10 protein-coding genes and 1 CRISPR repeat array are annotated in these 19,290 nt (G+C 42.3%); of the genes, 8 read left to right on the top strand and 2 right to left on the bottom strand.

Annotated elements, in window-relative coordinates:
• Positions 1–226: 226 nt before the first annotated feature.
• Positions 227–703, top strand: coding sequence for a hypothetical protein (locus AM228_RS22430; RefSeq protein WP_054469176.1), 477 nt, complete (start codon positions 227–229; stop codon positions 701–703).
• A 21-nt stretch (positions 704–724) separates the two neighbouring features.
• On the opposite strand, the gene AM228_RS33325 is transcribed toward AM228_RS22430, so the two are convergent.
• Positions 725–880, bottom strand: a complete 156-nt coding sequence (locus AM228_RS33325) for a hypothetical protein (RefSeq protein ID WP_156331977.1) — start codon at positions 878–880, stop codon at positions 725–727.
• Between the two features lie 248 nt (positions 881–1,128).
• Here AM228_RS33325 and csx18 point away from each other — a divergent pair, with 248 nt between their 5' ends.
• The 4 genes from csx18 (at position 1,129) to AM228_RS22410 (ending at position 7,217) form a co-directional block, all read left to right on the top strand.
• On the top strand, positions 1,129–1,407 hold the full coding sequence (gene csx18, locus AM228_RS22425; protein ID WP_054469175.1) for a CRISPR-associated protein Csx18: 279 nt from the start codon (positions 1,129–1,131) through the stop codon (positions 1,405–1,407).
• Positions 1,407–2,399, top strand: coding sequence for a CRISPR-associated endonuclease Cas1 (cas1, locus tag AM228_RS22420; RefSeq protein WP_054469174.1), 993 nt, complete (start codon positions 1,407–1,409; stop codon positions 2,397–2,399). The genes csx18 and cas1 overlap by 1 nt, the downstream gene beginning before the upstream one ends.
• Positions 2,399–2,680, top strand: a complete 282-nt coding sequence (cas2, locus tag AM228_RS22415; RefSeq protein ID WP_054469173.1) for a CRISPR-associated endonuclease Cas2 — start codon at positions 2,399–2,401, stop codon at positions 2,678–2,680. The genes cas1 and cas2 overlap by 1 nt, the downstream gene beginning before the upstream one ends.
• A gap of 193 nt (positions 2,681–2,873) precedes the next feature.
• Positions 2,874–6,900: a CRISPR direct-repeat array (repeat unit 36 nt; unit sequence ATCCCCACTCGTTGGGGATATTAATTGAATGGAAAC).
• Positions 6,901–6,935: 35 nt separating this feature from the next.
• The gene (locus AM228_RS22410) at positions 6,936–7,217 is read left to right on the top strand and encodes a hypothetical protein (protein ID WP_054469172.1); all 282 of its coding nucleotides are present in this window, start codon (positions 6,936–6,938) and stop codon (positions 7,215–7,217) included.
• Between the two features lie 125 nt (positions 7,218–7,342).
• Here the strand turns inward: AM228_RS22410 and AM228_RS22405 are convergent, their stop codons facing one another.
• Positions 7,343–7,528 (bottom strand): hypothetical protein, encoded by a 186-nt coding sequence (locus AM228_RS22405; RefSeq protein WP_054469171.1) that lies wholly within the window; start codon positions 7,526–7,528, stop codon positions 7,343–7,345.
• A 571-nt stretch (positions 7,529–8,099) separates the two neighbouring features.
• On the opposite strand from AM228_RS22405, the gene AM228_RS22400 reads away from it, so the two are divergent.
• The 3 genes from AM228_RS22400 (at position 8,100) to AM228_RS22390 (ending at position 19,217) form a co-directional block, all read left to right on the top strand.
• A complete protein-coding gene (locus AM228_RS22400) occupies positions 8,100–14,408 on the top strand; it encodes an AAA family ATPase (RefSeq protein ID WP_054469170.1) in 6,309 nt (2,102 codons plus the stop codon).
• A gap of 562 nt (positions 14,409–14,970) precedes the next feature.
• Positions 14,971–15,288 carry a Mo-dependent nitrogenase C-terminal domain-containing protein gene (locus AM228_RS22395; RefSeq protein WP_054469169.1) on the top strand — a complete coding sequence of 106 codons (318 nt, stop codon included), beginning with the start codon at positions 14,971–14,973 and terminating at the stop codon, positions 15,286–15,288.
• 776 nt (positions 15,289–16,064) lie between these two features.
• A complete protein-coding gene (locus tag AM228_RS22390) occupies positions 16,065–19,217 on the top strand; it encodes a HEAT repeat domain-containing protein (protein WP_197285369.1) in 3,153 nt (1,050 codons plus the stop codon).
• Positions 19,218–19,290: the final 73 nt, after the last annotated feature.

Raw genomic sequence — 19,290 nt, 5'->3', positions numbered from 1 at the left:
TTTCTTCCCCACATCTTTGCCGAAGTCCAAAGCTAACCTAGAAACCCGGTTTCTTATTTGCCGAAGTCAACTAACCCATTACCCAGACCCCAGAAACCGGGTTTCTTACCCAAATCTTTGCCGAAGTCCAAGATTAACCTAGAAACCCGGTTTCTTATCTGCCGAAGTCAATTAACCCGAAATTCGCTATCCGCTAATTATCCTTAAATCGTCACAACAAAAAATTATGACTGTTCTCAAAAATATTACAGAAATCCAGGGCAAAGCTGGACAAGGTTTCGGTGAAATAGTAATTCCCATCCAAGGGAAAACCTCTATGCAAATTCAGCCAGATTTCCTGTATATTCGTACCAAGCTTTCCTATGAATTAGAATCTGTAGAAACATTTATTCGACTCTCTAAAATAGACAGTGTTTCTCTGGGAGAGGGACGAAGTTGGTGGTTACTCTGGTTAGGCTTTTCTCTGTTATTTGCTTATTTCATTGGCGTGATTTTTATTATTTTATTCTTTGTCAACAAACATCGATGGATTGCGGTTCACTCAGCCTCGAAAAGTTACTATCTTTTTTTCCAAAATTCTGAGATAAATCGGGCTAAACAATTCACGCAAAGTTTATTAAATGCCATGAAGCAAAGTTCAGCACCAAAACTCCCCAAAAAGCCACCAACTCAGCCGCAAAAATTACCCAGTAAACCAGAATAAACACCCAAAAAAACGGGTTTATTACCCACGTCTTTGCCGAAGTCCAAAGCTGAAATAGAAACCCGGTTTCTTGTTTTCCCCAGAAACCGGGTTTCTTGCCCACACATTTGCCGAAGTCCAAAACTGACATAGAAACCCGGTTTCTTGTTTTCCCCAGAAACCGGGTTTCTTACCCACACCTTTGCCGAAGTCCCAAATTAACCTAGAAACCCGGTTTCTTATTTGCCGAAGTCAATTAACCCAAAAACACGGTAAACAAATGAGGGCGAAGCATTCCGGTCATAGATTTCTAGTTTTTACCCATAAGTTATCTGCCGGAATGCTTCGCCCCTACCCAAAAACCCAGCCTAAACAACCGGCATAAAAACCCGGTTTCTGATCTGCCAAATTCAACTAACCCAAATCTAAAAAATCAGGAGATTCTCATGTACTTATCCATGCGCGGTCTGGTCATTCGTCATATTTCCGTTGCCTTTATTAATGGCGCAATTACTCTAATGATTTTACTCATTGCCCCATTAGGATTAGCCGCAGTAATTACCAACACGGTTTTAATCATGGCTTCCACCTTATTATCCTCCGCAATGGTAGATGGAATCGTGCGATTTTTAACTCCCGGCCAAGTGAAAATCTTGGAAGAAGTTCAACGTCAAGAAGCCAAATTACGGCAAACAGAAAAAGTGGATGAAATAGAGGGAAGATAATGCAGACACTTTATGTGTCTCAGCAGGGGTGCTATGTTTGTCTCGACCAAGAAATGCTTGTAGTAAAACAAGGTGATGTGGTCTGGGGTCAAGTGCAGTTACCCCTGCTAGAACAAGTCTTAATTTTTGGCAAATCTCAAATAACAAGTCAGGCAATTCGGGCTTGTTTACAGCGCAATATTCCCATTGTTTATTTATCTCGGATGGGCTATTGTTACGGCAGAACTTTGCCCATTGAACGAGGTTATCGGCAATTAGCGCGATATCAGCAACAACTGGGTTTTGCGGAACGGTTGCAAGTGGCTCAAAAAATTGTTCAAGTCAAGTTGAATAATTCTCGAACTTTGCTACAGCGGCAGCAACGGCGGCAAAATTCCGAGGTGGTTGCTTTGGCGATTAAGACTTTGCAATATTGCCGAGAACAAGCGGGAAAAGTTGAGTCTTTGGATCGGTTAATGGGGTTTGAAGGGGCGGGGGCGGCGCAATATTTCTCAGCTTTTGAGGAATGTTTGGACAATCCAGATTTTGTGTTTGTCAGTCGGTCTAAACGCCCCCCAGGAAATCCCGTGAATGCGATGTTATCTTTTGGTTATCAAGTGTTGTGGAATCATTTACTTTCTTTGATTGAGTTACAAGGACTCGACCCTTATTCTGCTTGTTTGCACCAAGGAACGGAACGTCATGCGGCTTTGGCTTCAGATTTGATTGAGGAGTTTCGGGCACCGATGGTTGATTCCCTAGTTTTATATTTGGCGAATCGGCAAATGATTGATAGCCGCGATGATTTTTTGTATAAAAATAGTGGCTGCTATCTGAATGATTCGGGACGCAGGAAATTCCTCAAGGCTTTTGTGCAACGGATGGAAGAAACGATTACCAATGAGGCTGGAGAAGTTCAGCCCAAATGGGATTTGTTGACTCAGCAAGTGAAGAAGTATAAGCAGTTTGTTTATCAACCGACTGAACTGTATTCCCCTTATCAAATTCGCTGATGTTATTTTATGTGGTGGTCTATGACATTCCCGATAATAAACGTCGTCAAAAAGTCCATGATTTACTGGAGGGTTATGGCAAATGGGTGCAGTATTCGACGTTTGAATGTGTCCTGAGTTCAGCTAAGTTCGAGGAGTTGCAAAAACGTTTGCGATATCGAGTGAAGTTGGAGGAGGATAGTATCCGCTTTTATCCTCTGTCCCGTCATACTTCGGGGCAGGTGGAAACCTGGGGGGTGGGGCCACCGATTACTGAGTTTCCCGGTTCGGTGATTATTTAGCTAGTAAGCTGGTCTTGCGAGGCTCACGGAAAATCGCTGTAACTTAGCTAATTCGTCGGGAGCCTCGCAGCCTCTCTGGGTAAGGGTTTCAGGGTTTTATTTTTTGGGGTTTAGCAAAATTGTAGCAACAAAATTGCTGAGGCTCGCAAACCGCCTCTAGACATCTTGCTGGGTAAGGGTTATAATTTTAGCTATCCCCACTCGTTGGGGATATTAATTGAATGGAAACCGGACTGAAAAAATCCTACCAAAAGTTCGCACTTATCTAGCATCCCCACTCGTTGGGGATATTAATTGAATGGAAACGCGTCGATACCCAGGGCATCAGCGTTGTGTGAATGGGCAAATCCCCACTCGTTGGGGATATTAATTGAATGGAAACAATTCTCGAAATGATGGTTTGATTTGGGAGTGGATAATCCCCACTCGTTGGGGATATTAATTGAATGGAAACCTTTCCTTCTTGTCTAAGGGAAGAATTTTAAGCAAAATCATCCCCACTCGTTGGGGATATTAATTGAATGGAAACGATACTTTTCAATATCCTTGATTTTGTGCTTACAAATTGCTATCCCCACTCGTTGGGGATATTAATTGAATGGAAACTTGTTCATTGTTTTTGCTAGGGAATAGTAATGTTGAGAATATATCCCCACTCGTTGGGGATATTAATTGAATGGAAACCGTGTTTGACCAGGATGGACACCATCCCACTCGGTTTCACCAAATCCCCACTCGTTGGGGATATTAATTGAATGGAAACAGAAAGACTAGGTCTTTCTCATATACTCCTAGACCTAACATCCCCACTCGTTGGGGATATTAATTGAATGGAAACTGACTTCGAGTATTGGGTATTCCCCATACTCCATGTCGGGGGAATCCCCACTCGTTGGGGATATTAATTGAATGGAAACAGAAGTTTCCTACCTTAATTAATACATCAGCCTTTAATATCCCCACTCGTTGGGGATATTAATTGAATGGAAACATTAGAAGAATTATCTTCTAGTATAAATGCCAATTCCTCGATATCCCCACTCGTTGGGGATATTAATTGAATGGAAACCATCGCGTCAGCGCGAGGAACCCTTCGGAAATTATCCATCCCCACTCGTTGGGGATATTAATTGAATGGAAACTCCCACTCCAACATTAGGAGTGATGACTAATTCGCAACATCCCCACTCGTTGGGGATATTAATTGAATGGAAACACTTTTGAAGGAGCTGCTACTTCCTTCTCTAGCTTAGTCACATCCCCACTCGTTGGGGATATTAATTGAATGGAAACTCCATTCGGCTCCCCATACGGCATCTTCTGGAGGATATCCCCACTCGTTGGGGATATTAATTGAATGGAAACCTCAGCCTTACCAATCAGCGATACGTCCTCTGGAGATAATCCCCACTCGTTGGGGATATTAATTGAATGGAAACTAGAATAACTTTCTTAATCTATTGATTTATCGGTATAATATCCCCACTCGTTGGGGATATTAATTGAATGGAAACTTATCCCAGATACTTTCTAAGGAGATTAAGAGCTGATTGAAATCCCCACTCGTTGGGGATATTAATTGAATGGAAACTGCAATAAGATAGCTTCTCCTCCTGCCGCGTTAATCGCGATCCCCACTCGTTGGGGATATTAATTGAATGGAAACTCGTCAAGCTGAGAGTAGCCCAGTCTTCTTCCAATAATCCCCACTCGTTGGGGATATTAATTGAATGGAAACTGACCTGAGTGAGGTCCAATGATTGGGCTGAACGAACGTATCCCCACTCGTTGGGGATATTAATTGAATGGAAACTTTTATGGGAATAGTAATGTTGAGAATATTACCCTACAGCTATATCCCCACTCGTTGGGGATATTAATTGAATGGAAACTATGATGTATCATCCAACTGGGGTTGGCCCATAAGTGATAATCCCCACTCGTTGGGGATATTAATTGAATGGAAACTATACATCCTAATTGATACTCTTTAGGAGCTATGAAGATATCCCCACTCGTTGGGGATATTAATTGAATGGAAACAGGTTGTGGCGTGTTGTGGCATCAATGGTTGGTACATAATCCCCACTCGTTGGGGATATTAATTGAATGGAAACAGTTTCATTGTTTTTCTCCTAAATTAAGTTAGGTTTATCCCCACTCGTTGGGGATATTAATTGAATGGAAACAAAACCCGCTTTTCCTTTGGGCAAACAGGGAGGAGCAGGTATCCCCACTCGTTGGGGATATTAATTGAATGGAAACTCGCCCGAGTAGCTTTAGCTACAAGACCTGATACTATCCCCACTCGTTGGGGATATTAATTGAATGGAAACACTCTGAAAGTGCTAATAAAGCCCGCTGGCTAAACTTAATCCCCACTCGTTGGGGATATTAATTGAATGGAAACTGGACTTGCATCAGCACCAAGAAAAAATGCCGAGTAATCCCCACTCGTTGGGGATATTAATTGAATGGAAACCATATAGTGTAAACAATTGCGGGAATTGAAATTGTTTAATCCCCACTCGTTGGGGATATTAATTGAATGGAAACGGATATTCAATCTGTTGCAAGTACCAAAGTTTTTGAAATTATCCCCACTCGTTGGGGATATTAATTGAATGGAAACTAACTATGATCATTTTATTTTCCTTGTCATAGTAGACAATCCCCACTCGTTGGGGATATTAATTGAATGGAAACTAAAGGAGTGTCGTGCATCAATATTCCGCTCTGGTTTAATCCCCACTCGTTGGGGATATTAATTGAATGGAAACACTATTTATTTTTGTGTCTACTTTTGCATCTATTTTGAATCCCCACTCGTTGGGGATATTAATTGAATGGAAACAAGCAGAGATAGACCTAATCCTACAATAATACGTGTAATGTATTATCCCCACTCGTTGGGGATATTAATTGAATGGAAACGTTCTCCTTCCTATCAATAAATTTAAACTGTCCCACTCATCCCCACTCGTTGGGGATATTAATTGAATGGAAACGTGATGTTATAATCTGACATGACAAAGATTCGATAAATATCCCCACTCGTTGGGGATATTAATTGAATGGAAACCGCCATTCCGGGATAGAACATGGCGGCCAACCATAGCGGATCCCCACTCGTTGGGGATATTAATTGAATGGAAACTTCTTCTATTTCCTTAAGCGATGCGTTCAACACGCTTGGTTATCCCCACTCGTTGGGGATATTAATTGAATGGAAACAGTCAAAGTAGATCAGGAAATCGAAGGGTTAAAACAAATTCGTATCCCCACTCGTTGGGGATATTAATTGAATGGAAACTTGGCAGTATCGACAAAATCGAAGACTTACTTAAGCAGGGAATCCCCACTCGTTGGGGATATTAATTGAATGGAAACCGGGCATTGGTAGTCGCCCGTCGGGAAACAATACGGTATCCCCACTCGTTGGGGATATTAATTGAATGGAAACCGATCGCCGTGGTGGATAGTGGAAGCGATCGCCGTATCCCCACTCGTTGGGGATATTAATTGAATGGAAACGCTTTTGCCCTCGTTTTGCCGATAATTCATCAATCAATTCGTATCCCCACTCGTTGGGGATATTAATTGAATGGAAACAATATTTTTGGCTTTGGCTACTTTCCAATAAGCCATCCCCACTCGTTGGGGATATTAATTGAATGGAAACATAAAAAGTCTTCCATAAATACTTGCAAAATTTTATCGTCAGACTCATCCCCACTCGTTGGGGATATTAATTGAATGGAAACAGCGTTTTTTCTCCCCAACTAGGAAACTTCCACGATCTGTTTTCGATGTATCCCCACTCGTTGGGGATATTAATTGAATGGAAACCAATGTTCGTCGCAGTGCGGGCATCAGACAAGGCAGTATCCCCACTCGTTGGGGATATTAATTGAATGGAAACAGTCGAACAATTTCGGATTCAAGTTTTTGCACGATTATCCCCACTCGTTGGGGATATTAATTGAATGGAAACGTGGCGGTATCGGTTGCGATCGCGGTATCAGTTGCAGTATCCCCACTCGTTGGGGATATTAATTGAATGGAAACGAAAGCGACTTCTATCATCGCTTTCTCTTTTTTTGTCAGATGAATCCCCACTCGTTGGGGATATTAATTGAATGGAAACGCACTGGGAACTAACCAGAGGGCTCGTCCCGTGTATTATCCCCACTCGCTGGGGATATTAATTGATTAGAAACTAAATCAGTTAATACTGTCATAAAGGAGAAAAACTATGGTATGGTGGGCTGCTCTTTTGTTTACATTTGGACTTGTTACTGTGGGATTGTTACTACCGAATCCAACGATATCGTTAATTGTTCTAGGTTCAGCGATTTGGGCAGCGTTTGACTCGTCGAAAATTAATTTGCATAAGTACAAGTCAGGGATTTCTTGTAAGCCAGTAATACTTTTCATTTGTATAGTTGCACTTTGGATTATTGCTTTTCCCTGGTATTTGATTGTTCGCGGCAAAATTTTGGCAGGAAAGGCAGTTCTTAAAGATAAATTCCGCTAAGAACCCAGAAACCGGGTTTCTTCCCCAAATATTTGCCGAAGTCCAAAAATAAAATAGAAACCCGGTTTCTTCTTTGCATAAGGGCGAAGCATTCCGGTCATAAATTTCTAGTTTTTTCCCATAATTTATCCGCCGGAATGCTTTGCCCCTACCCAAATATTTGCGGAAGTCCCAAAATAAAATAGAAACCCGGTTTCTTGTTTTCCCCCAGAAACCGGGTTTCTTACCCACACATTTGCCGAAGTCCAAAACTGACATAGAAACCCGGTTTCTTCTTTGCCGAAGTCGATTAACCCAAAAACCAGGAGCACAAATAAGGGCGAAGCATTCCGGTCGTAGATTTCTAGTTTTCTCCCATAAATTATCCGCCGGAATGCTTTGCCCCTACCTAGAAACCCCAAAAACAGGCATAGAAACCGGGTTTATTACCCAAATATTTGCCGAAATCCAAAAATCAAATATAAACCCGGTTTTTTACCCAAATATTTGCCCAGTAGGGGCGAAGCATGAAGCCTGACGGCATAGCTTCGCTTACCGGGCAATTAACTCTGGGTTTTCACCATTAATATTTGTACCCGAATGCTTCGCCCTCACACCCATTACCCATAAACCCGACCCATAAACCCGCCTCATAAACCGGGCATAGAAACCAGGTTTCTGGTCTTATGCTGTATATGCTGTATATAGTATATTATTAAATATATGTTATATGTAATAATATATTTATTACTTTTCCCCACCGACGACTACATTTTTTTGTCCCGGCTAGGATCGTTTGAACGTTATTGTGATAACAGTAGAAGAGAATGGCCTTCTTTGATCGCTAAACCGATCACTTTTTACCAATATCACTCATCAAGATTATTTCTCAATATCATTCTTATGATCGCCCTGGCTGGATACGAGGACTTAATTGAAATTCATCATAGTGAGAACTCCCAGGTCTACCGGGGGCGACGAGTCGGCGATCGCCTGCCGGTAATCCTGAAATTACTCAACCGAGAGTATCCGACCTCTGAGCAAATTCGTGGCTATAAACAAGAATACTTTCTCACTTGCCAGATAGGGTCTCCCGGAATTGTCAAAGCCTATAGCCTGGAAGAATGGCAACGCAGTTATGTGATCGTCCTGGAAGACTTTGGCGGCATTTCCTTGAAACAATGGTTAAAGCAGCGGGGTAAAATTAGTCTGAAAGAATTTTTAGACCTAGCGATCGCGATCGCCGAAAGCTTGGGTCAAATTCACGGGCAAAATATCATTCACAAAGATATTAATCCGGGCAATATTGTAGTGAACCCCGAAACGAAAGAACTAAAAATAATTGACTTTGGCATTGCCACCCAACTGAGTCGAGAAAACCCCACCTTAAAGAATCCCAATGTATTAGAAGGCACATTACTTTATATTTCCCCGGAACAAACCGGCAGAATGAATCGGGGCTTAGATTATCGTACCGATTTTTATTCTTTAGGGGTTACATTCTACGAAATGCTGGCGGGAAAATTGCCCTTTGAAAGTAGCGACCCCTTGGAATTAATCCATTGTCATATTGCCAAAATGCCGCCGTTATTAGGGAACGGGGAAGAGGTAACAGGGAACAGGGCTCTTGTGGCCGCCATCAGCGGAGGAGCCGCCATCGAGCCGCCATCGAGCAGAGGAGCGGAGGAGATAGAGAACACCCCCACACCCTACACCCTACACCCCGTTCCCCGTTCCCCGTTGCCCGTTCCCCAAGTTGTTGCGGATATTGTAATGAAATTGATGGCGAAAAATGCGGAAAATCGCTATCAAAGTGCGGCTGGATTAAAAGCGGATTTAGCCGAATGTCGCCGCCAATTAGAAACTACGGGAAATATTGCCCCTTTTCCTTTGGGAGAGCAAGATATTTGCGATCGCTTTCAAATTCCCCAAAAACTTTACGGACGGGAAGCGGAAATCGCCACCCTACTGGCAGCATTTGAGCGCGTAGCGAACCCTCCTGAATCCCCCCTTCCTGGAAGAATTCGGGGGGTAGAATTCATGTTAGTTGCGGGATATTCTGGAATTGGTAAATCATCGTTAGTTCAAGAACTTTTTAAACCGATTACCGCTCGGCGAGGCTATTTTATTTCGGGTAAATTCGACCAATTTCAACGGAATATTCCCTACTCGGCGATCGTGGCCGCATTTGGCGGATTAATCGAACAACTATTAGGGGAAACAGAGGCACAATTGCAAGTCTGGCGAAAAAAATTATTGCAAGGCTTAGGAGCCAGCGGACAAATTATTATTGACGTAATTCCCGAAGTAGAATTAATCATCGGCAAACAGCCTCCAGTCCCGGCTTTAGAACCCAACGAAGCGCAAAATCGGTTTAACCTGGTCTTCGGCAATTTCATCAGAGTTTTCTGTACGCCAGACCATCCCTTAACCATATTTATCGATGATTTGCAATGGGCGGATACTGCCACCTTAAAACTAATAGAAATACTCTTACTTGACGGGCAAACGTCATATCTACTCCTCTTAGGAGCCTATCGAGATAATGAAGTAATGGCCGGACATCCTTTACTGATGACCCTGGAAAAAATTCGCCAAAATAACAACGCCATTAACCAAACCATTAACCAAATAACCTTACAACCGTTACCCCTGAAGCAAATTGCTTATTTAATCAGCGATACCCTAAAACAAACTCCGGAACAGGTGGGAGATTTAGCCGAGTTAGTCCGACAAAAAACCGGGGGAAATCCTTTTTTTATCACTGAATTTATCCAAGCTTTGTATCGGTCAAACTTAATTACATTCAACCGTAACACAAGAGTTTGGCAATGGGAAATTGCCGCCATAAAAGCCAGAAAATTTACGGATAATGTCGTAGAATTAATGGTGAGTAAACTGCAAGAATTACCCCCCATTACCCAGAAAATATTATCTTTAGCCGCTTGCTGGGGAGCCGAATTTGACTTGACCTTGCTGAACTGGATTACTGAGCGATCGCCCCAAGAAATTTTTGAAGAGTTAAAAATTGCTCTGAATCAAAACTTGATTTTTCCCCGGTCTGAATTAGATCGAGATTTACTGATTCAATCCTATAAATTTAGTCACGATCGCATCCAGCAAGCAGCTTATTCTCTAATTCCTGATGGGGAAAAAGAAGCAACCCATTACCACATTGGACAAGTGGTGCTGCAAAACCTTTTACCCCCTGCCAGAGAGGAGCAGATTTTTAACCTCCTGAATCAATTAAACTATGGAATTACCTTAATTACCGACCAATCAGAACGAGATGAATTAGCCCAACTGAATTTGATGGCTTGCGACAAAGCCAGGGACGCAACCGCTTATCAATCGGCACGTGAATATGCCACAGTCGGTTTATCTTTGCTAGGGGAAAAGCCTTGGCAACGGCAATATGAAATTACCCTAAATTTTCATAATCAAGCCGCAGAATTAGCTTCCATTTGCGGTGATTTTGAACATATGGAAATTCTGGTAAAATCTGTTATAGGCCAAGCGGATAAATTACTCGATCAAGTCAGCGTTTACCGCACAAAAATTTTTGCCCATGTCAACCGAAATCAACTCAAAGAAGCTATCTCAATTGCTCAACAAATGTTGCAAAAATTGGGTGTAAATCTGCCTGAGTCACCCACCCCACAGGATTTGCAGCAGGCAGTGGCAGAAATTAACCACCTGATCGGCGATCAAGAAATTCAAGACCTAGTTGATCGGCCAATGATGACCGATCCGGAAAAAATCGCCATTGTGCAGATTGCTAACAGTATTATCCCGGCAGCTTATATTATTGGTTCTCCCCTGCTACCGCTGGCGATCGCCTTATCAGTCAAGCTATCGATTTCATTAGGTAATACCTTAGCTTCACCTTTTGCTTATGCCTGCTATTCCATGATTACTTGTAATTTTATCAAAGATGTGGATACGGGGGTAAAGTTTGCTAAATTGTCACTCCAATCGGCGATTAAACTAGGTGTGAAAACCGTCATACCAGAGGCATTTTCAACGGCGGCGCTATTCGGGTTGCATCGGCGATCGCATCTCAAAGAAACCCTTATATTGGCGCAAGAAAGTTACACCACTGCCATAGAAGTGGGCAACTTAGATTTCGCCGGACGGAGTGCTTATACATTTTGTATTAATGCTTTTGCCTGCGGTCAGCCCTTAACCAGACTAGCATCGGAAATTGGCAGCTATTGCAATGGATTGGCGCAACAAAAGCAATTTACCACCGCGAATTATTGTCGCATTCATTGGCAGTCGATTTTAAATTTACTAGAAACGCCACTAGAAACGCCACTAGAAACGCCAGCCGATCTTTGTATTTTATCGGGAAGCGCCTTAGAAGAAGCTGAATTTTTGCCTGAACTTCTTAAAGCCCATGACTTATTTGGCTTATATTTTTTCTATTTATACAAGCTGATGCTGTGCTATTTGTTTGGGGACATAGAAAAATCTCAAAGTTATGCAGCGGAAGTCAGGCATTATTTCATGGGTGGAGTGGGGACTTTTGGCGAACCAACTTTTTATTTCTATGATTCTTTGATCGCTTTGGCGGCGGTCAGTTCCGCATCAGAGGAACTATCTGAAGTGCTGCAACGGGTAGAAGAAAATCAAAGTCAATTGCAACAATATTGGGCTGATTATGCGCCGATGAACCACCAGCATAAAGTAGATTTAGTGGCCGCAGAAAAATGCCGATTGTTAGGCCAAAAAGCCGAAGCCATTGAGTTATACGATCGCGCCATTGCGGGAGCCAAAGCTAATGAATACCTCCAGGAAGAAGCCCTGGCTAATGAACTAGCCGTCAAGTTTTACTTAGGCTGGGGCAAAGATAAAATTGCCAGCGTTTATCTGCAAGAGGCTCTCTATGCTTATGAACTTTGGGGCGCACAAGCTAAAGTAAAACATTTAGAAAATAGTTATGCTGATTTATTAAAATTACCATCAAAAGTGAGAGCGAGGACTGAGACAACGATTCTCTCCTATATCACCACCAGTGCGCCCAAAACTCATTTAGATATTGAAACAATTTTGAAATTTAATAAAGTCATTTCTGGCGAAATTATTTTGGAAATTTTGTTAGTGAAGTTGCTGGATGTTATAATTGAAAATGCGGGGGCGCAAAGTGCTTATCTGATTTTAGTTGAAGCAGATGGTTTAGTCATTGAAGCTTCTAAAGTCGTTGATTCGCAGCAAGTAGAAGTCTGGAAACCCAGTCCCATTGAAAGTTGTGAGACTTTGCCCCAGACGATAATTAAATATGTGGCCAGGACGCAAAACATTGTGGTGTTAAATCATGCAGCAAAACAAGGTAATTTTACTCAAGATGCTTATATTTTAAAATATCAGCCCTTGTCGGTTTTCTGCGTGCCGCTGATTAACCAAGGTCAATTAGTGAGTATTATTTATTTGGAAAATAATCTGACTATTGGAGCGTTTACCGCAGAACGAGTGGAATTGTTACAGTTGATTGCTGGTCAAGCAGCGATCGCCATTCGCCATGCTCAACTTTATCGCCAAGTGAGAAATAGTGAACAACAGCTTAAACAGTTTCTTGAAGCTGTACCAATTGGTATTGCTATTATTGATGAGCAAGGTCATCCTTACTATACTAATACCAAAGCTCAGGAAATTTTAGGCAAAGGGGTTATTCCCGAAACCAAACCAGAGGAAATTGCTCAGGTATATCAAAGCTATATTGCCCAAACTAATCAAGTTTATCCTCAAGAGCGATTACCGATTATTAAAGCATTACGAGGAGAAGCTTCTAAGGCTGATGATATTGAAATTCATCAAGGCGATCGCATTATTCCCGTCGAAGCTTGGGGAAAGCCAATTTATAACGAACAGGGAGAGGTGATTTATGCGATCGCCACCTTTCAAGATATTAGCCAACGCAAACAAACGGAAAAGCTGCTGATGGATTACAACCAAGCCTTAGAACAACAACTAGCTTTAGCAAAAGCCAAAGAAGCCGCCGAAGCAGAAACTAAAGCCAAAAGTGCTTTTTTGGCCACCATGAGTCACGAAATTCGCACTCCGATGAATGGGGTGTTGGGTATGGCAGAATTACTGGGAAATACTACCCTGAACGAGCAACAAAAAGACTATGTAAAAACTCTGCAAGAAAGTGGCAATTCTCTTTTAGTAATTATTAACGATATTCTGGATTTTTCAAAAATTGAATCAGGAAATTTAACTTTAGAAAAACATTTATTTTCTTTGGCGGAATTGCTCGATTCAATTAGCCATATTTTCCGCAAACAAGCCAGAGAAAAAAATATTCAATTAACCTATACTCTAGATCCTAAACTTCCCCATTGGATGAGGGGAGATAGCAATCGTTTTCGGCAAATCTTGCTTAATTTAGTTGGCAATGCGATTAAATTTACTCAGCAAGGGACAGTGGCGATCGCCGTTAGCGGTCATCCAGTGACGGAAAGTCAAAAAGATAAATATGAATTGATGATTGCGGTGCAAGATACTGGAGTAGGAATTAAAGGCGATCGAATCAAACAACTTTTTCAACCCTTTACCCAAGCGGATGCTTCCATTGCCCGTAAATATGGCGGCACCGGCTTAGGTTTGGCAATTAGCAAACGCTTAGTTGAGTTAATGGGCGGGAAAATATGGGTAGAAAGTCAGGAAAACTTTGCCGGAAATCCGCCGAGTTATTGGCAATTAGGCACCACTATAAATCCAGGGTCAAAGTTTTATTTTACAGTCATTCTCGACGTAGGTGAAAACCCGGAACTTACCCCAAAACAGCCGGTCGATGAAAAGACTAAACCTGACTCCAGTGAAAACTACAACTTGCGGATTTTGTTAGCGGAAGATCACCCGATCAATCAAAAATTAGCGAAACAATTCCTGAAGCGTTTAGGATATCAAGCGGCAATTGCCAATAATGGCTTAGAAGTGTTAGCCGCTTTAGAAGAGCAAGTCTATGATTTAATTTTAATGGACGTACAAATGCCCGAAATGGATGGCATCGAAGCCACGCGGCAAATTTGTGATCTGTATCCCGAAAGTAGCCGTCCTTATATTATTGCTATGACCGCCAATGCTATGCAGGGCGATCGCGAAATTTGTTTAGAAGCTGGCATGAATGATTATGTCAGCAAACCCATTCGCATGGAAACTCTGAAAGCCGCGATTCAAAGATATATTGACAATTTACTTAAACCATAAATTTGTGATTAAATTTGTCGTTTATAAGTTATTGTTTGTTGCTGGTTATTTGTTATTTGTTATTTGTCCCCTACTTTCCTACTCCCCTACTCCCCTACTCCCCTGCCCCCCTACTCCCCTACTCCCCTACTCCCCTGCCCCCCTACTCCCCTGTGGCTGAAAATTTAAAGAAGAGATGACAAAAAATCCTATTTATGGGATAGATTACCCACTTTGGTTGGTGAAATGGTATTGTAAGTATGAATACTATTTTTGATCTCAAGCTAAATCTTTAGAAATCGTGTTTAATTTCTGAAATTCTGCAACCCTAGTCCCCTTGAGGATTTCAGCTTTTAAACCTTGGCGAAAGTAAAATAATTTTCTGGAATAGGTGATCTCGATCACCAAAGCTGATGAGCGCGATCGCACCGTTCAGAGAACGCAGATCACCCAATCTTGCGAGGGAGAACACAAACAAATTGTTACAGCGATCGCACTGATATTGGGGAGAATTGCCGAAGATCAATTTATCGCGACCAGCTCGTGATGTTCTTTAGTCAAAAATTATTAAAAGAGGTGTCCAATGACTATTGCATCTAGTCTCTCTGGCAAACAGTCTCGTAAATCTTCAAACCTGTTTGATGTGTTATTGCAACCTGCTCGCAATTGGATTGATGCCATCGAAGTGAAAGATCAAAAATTTGCTAGATCGGTTTGCAAACTGATTCCGGCACAATGCCCTTTTGAGCGAGACATTCAACTATTTGGCCGAACGTTGTTCCACATTCCCCCAATGTGTAAACTCAATCCGTTCTATGAACAATTCGTCGGATTGCGTTTTCGGGCTTTGTGTTACCTCGCTGACGAATGTGGTGAAGATGTTAGTATGTACTGCTGCTAAGTAAACTGCTAAGTCAACTAAGTAAATTCTGGGGCAATTTCGCCCATTGACCTTCCGAGCGATCGGATTTTTCTTCTTTTGTTCAATCTTGTTTAGTCTAAAGGATGATTTAGATTTCTAGGTAGTTAACACCATTTAATGTATGTCTCGATTCAATAATTTTGCCAAATTTGACTCTAGTCCTGTAACGCCCCACTTTTTGTACAGGTTTTGGTACAGGTTTTGACCCAAATCACCATCACTCTTCAGAATAGAAACCATTCAGAAACCATTCATAAACCATTCAGAAACCATTGAGAAACCATTCATAAACCATTCAGAACGAATCACGGCGCGGCAATTTTCTAATTAATTATAAGTAGGGTGGGCATCGCCCACCCTACTTCTTTGTCATAATTATTCCGCAATCATTCCGCAACCATTGGGCAACCATTCAGCAACTTTCCCAAGCTAAAAAGCCCCCATCGGGAGGTTGGGGGATCGATCCGGCATGAAAGCAATATGTCTAATGTCTGGAATACATCATCTGCACCCCATCATGGCCAGACATTTTTAAGATTTTGTGCTATACAAGAAATTGATATATGGTCAGAGAAAAAATCAGCAAAAAAATTATAATTTTCTGACAAATATTGTGGTGAAAATGACTTTTTTTCGTCAGCATTTATCCCGATGCTAAGTTAGCGGAAGAGTGAAATGATCGTGGCTGACTGCTGATAGCTGACTCCTGGATGCTGATTTTCATTGACCTGTGAATGGGTGAGGAAAATTTTCAAATGTTTAGATTAATTGAAAAACGTCTGGGGAGTTCGGTTCAAGAAATTAGCCGACTAGCTCACTTGGCGTTTATCGGCTTTTTAATTATGGGCAGTAATGCCATTGCTTTAACCATTGGTCGTTCGTTATTTTTGGCGAAAGCCGGGCCGAAGTATTTGCCCCTATTTTTAATTTTGATGCCGATCGCTACGATTTTAGTATCTGGGGGGTTTAGTCGGATTATTGACCGTTGCGATCGCCCCAAATTATTTCAGTGGGTCTTGGGCATTTCCAGTGTAATAGTATTGGGACTGCGATCGCTTCTGAGTTGGAATATTGTAGCGGTCTATTTTAGTCTCTTAATCTTTGCCTGGGTTGCTTATGTTTTGCTGTTTAGGATTAAGTTCTGGACTTTAGTTAGTGACTATTTTACCTCCTTAGAATTAAAGCGATATACGCCAATTTTGTCCCTAGGGTCTAGCATTGGCTATTTCCTCGGTAGTATGTTGGTCGGGTTGCTGTCCAAATCCATCACCTTAGAAAATCAGTTGCTATTAATGCCAGTCCTCTATGGTCTGGCGATCGCGGAAATCAATTCCTTACAAAAACACGAAAAACCAATTAGCAAAAACGCCGAAAAACCCTCGCAAACTCAAGAATGGAGTAGGAAAAACCTGCAAATAATCCCCCAGCTAATCGCCAATTACCCCATCATATTTTATTTAGCGATTAGTGCTTTTGCCTTGGAGATGGTTCGTTCTATCAACGAAGTTCAACATTCGATTATTTATACCGAAACATTTACCAATGCTCAAAATTTAGCCAGTTTCCTGGGATTAGTCACAGCCGCCCTAACCGCCCTGGAATTAATATTAATTGTCTTTTTCACCAGGCCCCTGATTCAAAAACTGGGTGTCAGACCGATGAACCTGATTTATCCCCTAGCTAACTTGCTCACTTTTATGGGATTAGCGGTCAGCTTCAAATTACCTTCAGCCATTGGCGCTAATTTTACTTACCGCACTTTATTATATAGTATCGGTATTCCGGTAATGAACTTAAACTACAATGCGGTGCCGCCTCAATTTAGTGGCCGAATTCGGGTACTCAGTGAGGGAATTTTTACCCCAATGGGACGCATTTTTGCCGGGGCAATTCTCCTGGTTGCCCAGCCAATTTTGACCAACTTACAAGTTAGCTGGCTAGGGATTGTCATCAGCACAATTTTAATCGTGATTAGTTGCTTGACTGGCAAAAGCTATTTAAAATCTTTAGTGGCAATGTTGCGGAACGGACAGGTCAGTTTGGATCATGTAAAAAGTGGGATTCAACATATCCGTTATCTATCCATTGACCAAGTTCGCGCTTTGTTAAGTAGCGAGAATCAAAATGCCAAAATTTTAGGCTTACAATTAGCCGCTTATCTAAAAAATCTCCGCAAAATATTCCCCGAATTAGAGGCATTATTACCAAATGCAGACGCCGCAACCCGTCGGGCTGTGGTACGACTGGCCACCCAAACCCACAACCGGGCATTAATTCATAAATTTGAGCAGTTATTAAACTCCCCAGACTCAACCACTCGAAGTATTGCTTTGGAAGTTTTGATTGCCAGTGGTTATGCGGTGAAAGATGAGCAATTGTCGTCATTATTAGCGGATGAAAATCAGGAAGTAAAGGCGATCGCCTGTGTTGCCGCCACCAGTCAAGGAACTAGCGCGGAAACCGAGGCCGCTTGTGAACTTTTATGGCATTCAGAATCAGAACCCACCCCCGCACAAGCGGCGGTGAGAACAGTTTTAAGCCGCTATAGTCGCCAACCAGAGTTTATTTCCCAGCTAGAAAAAATTCTCCGAGGGGCTGCCCCAGAGGTGAGACGGGAAACCCTGGAAACCCTGGCCACCATTGCCCAACCCCATGACCGTTTGATTGGCAAAATCGCGATCGCACAAGTCAACCATCCCTCCCCGGAAGTGCGCGGGGCTGCCTTTCACCTGTTGGGTACGGTGCATTGTCCAGAAATGTTGTCATATATGGCCAGAGGTTTGGAGGATGCCGACCCGAACGTCCGCAACCAAGCGGCGATCGCTTTAGCTGCTTATGGGGATTCCAGTTTAGCGGTGGTGCAGCCGTATTTGTCCGCGCCCCAACCAGAGGTGATAGATGCCGCAATTGCCGCGATCGCCAAAGTGGGCAGCAACCAAGCTGAGGCGGTACTGTTTAACTATCTTGATGCGGATTTTCAACTAATAACGCAGAGTCTGCGGTGGCAGCAAGAAATGCCCTCGGATCAACCGGATTTAAAGTTCTTTCTTGCCGCGATCAAAGACTATCATCAACGCATTCTCGATCGCTTATTTTATGTCCTATCTTGTTTCGGCCATTCGCGCACGATCAGCTATGTGCAACGGCGACTTTCTTCCCCAGATCAAAGAGAACGGGCTAATGCAGTGGAAACCTTGGCATCTCTGCCACAGCGCCGGTTTGTCCTGCCCATAATGCCACTCCTGGAACGGTTTGCTTCCGGCAAAACCACTCAGCCCAAAACGTCGGTTAATCTTTCTCCTCTTTCCCCATTAGATGAAACCCAACGGCAATTACTTCAAGCAGCTTCAGAAGCAAGCGATCGCTGGATTAAAATAGCGGCTTCATTCGCCTTAGAAACCCAGCAAACTAACCATGAATTTCCTGGAGAATTGTCCCAGCAAAGTCTATTCTCTGAGGCTGTTTTGCCAGTTTTCACCGAGCAGTTATTATTGCTCAAACAAATTGCCCTATTTCGGCATTTAAACTTAGATCAGTTATCCCTAATTTCGCGAGAAATGATGCCCCAAAATTTTCTGGCGGGAGAAATAATTTTCACCGAAGGCAGTTTAGGAGACATTTTATATATTATCACCTCCGGCACCGTGAAAATTATGCGACAACCCCTAAATGCTCCGCCGAAAGAAATCGCTAAATTATCCGTCGGGGAGCATTTTGGCGAAATGACCTTATTAGACGATTTACCCCATTCAGCCACAGTCCAGGCTGCTACTGATTGCACCGTATTGGCGTTGCAGAAAAATAGTTTTGACCAGTTAATTCAGCAACATCCGCAAATTTTATTAGAAATTTCTAAAGAATTAAGTTTGCGTCTGCGAGCCGCTAATGAATTGGCTAACTATTCTTAATTTTTGTAGGGGCGAAGCATTCCGGTCAATATTTTTCGGTAAAAAGCCGAGATTTATTATCGGAATGCTTCGC

The sequence above is a fragment of the Planktothricoides sp. SR001 genome, assembly GCF_001276715.1.
GTDB lineage: Bacteria > Cyanobacteriota > Cyanobacteriia > Cyanobacteriales > Laspinemataceae > Planktothricoides > Planktothricoides raciborskii.
This window is presented reverse-complemented; position numbering and strand designations above follow the sequence as displayed.

What these genes read in the sequence shown, in the direction of transcription:
- AM228_RS22430 (WP_054469176.1), top strand. Translation starts at nt 227, where the DNA reads ATGACTGTTCTCAAAAATATTACAGAAATCCAGGGCAAAGCTGGACAA.
- csx18 (WP_054469175.1), top strand. Translation starts at nt 1,129, where the DNA reads ATGTACTTATCCATGCGCGGTCTGGTCATTCGTCATATTTCCGTTGCC.
- cas1 (WP_054469174.1), top strand. Translation starts at nt 1,407, where the DNA reads ATGCAGACACTTTATGTGTCTCAGCAGGGGTGCTATGTTTGTCTCGAC.
- cas2 (WP_054469173.1), top strand. Translation starts at nt 2,399, where the DNA reads ATGTTATTTTATGTGGTGGTCTATGACATTCCCGATAATAAACGTCGT.
- AM228_RS22410 (WP_054469172.1), top strand. Translation starts at nt 6,936, where the DNA reads ATGGTATGGTGGGCTGCTCTTTTGTTTACATTTGGACTTGTTACTGTG.
- AM228_RS22400 (WP_054469170.1), top strand. Translation starts at nt 8,100, where the DNA reads ATGATCGCCCTGGCTGGATACGAGGACTTAATTGAAATTCATCATAGT.
- AM228_RS22395 (WP_054469169.1), top strand. Translation starts at nt 14,971, where the DNA reads ATGACTATTGCATCTAGTCTCTCTGGCAAACAGTCTCGTAAATCTTCA.
- AM228_RS22390 (WP_197285369.1), top strand. Translation starts at nt 16,065, where the DNA reads ATGTTTAGATTAATTGAAAAACGTCTGGGGAGTTCGGTTCAAGAAATT.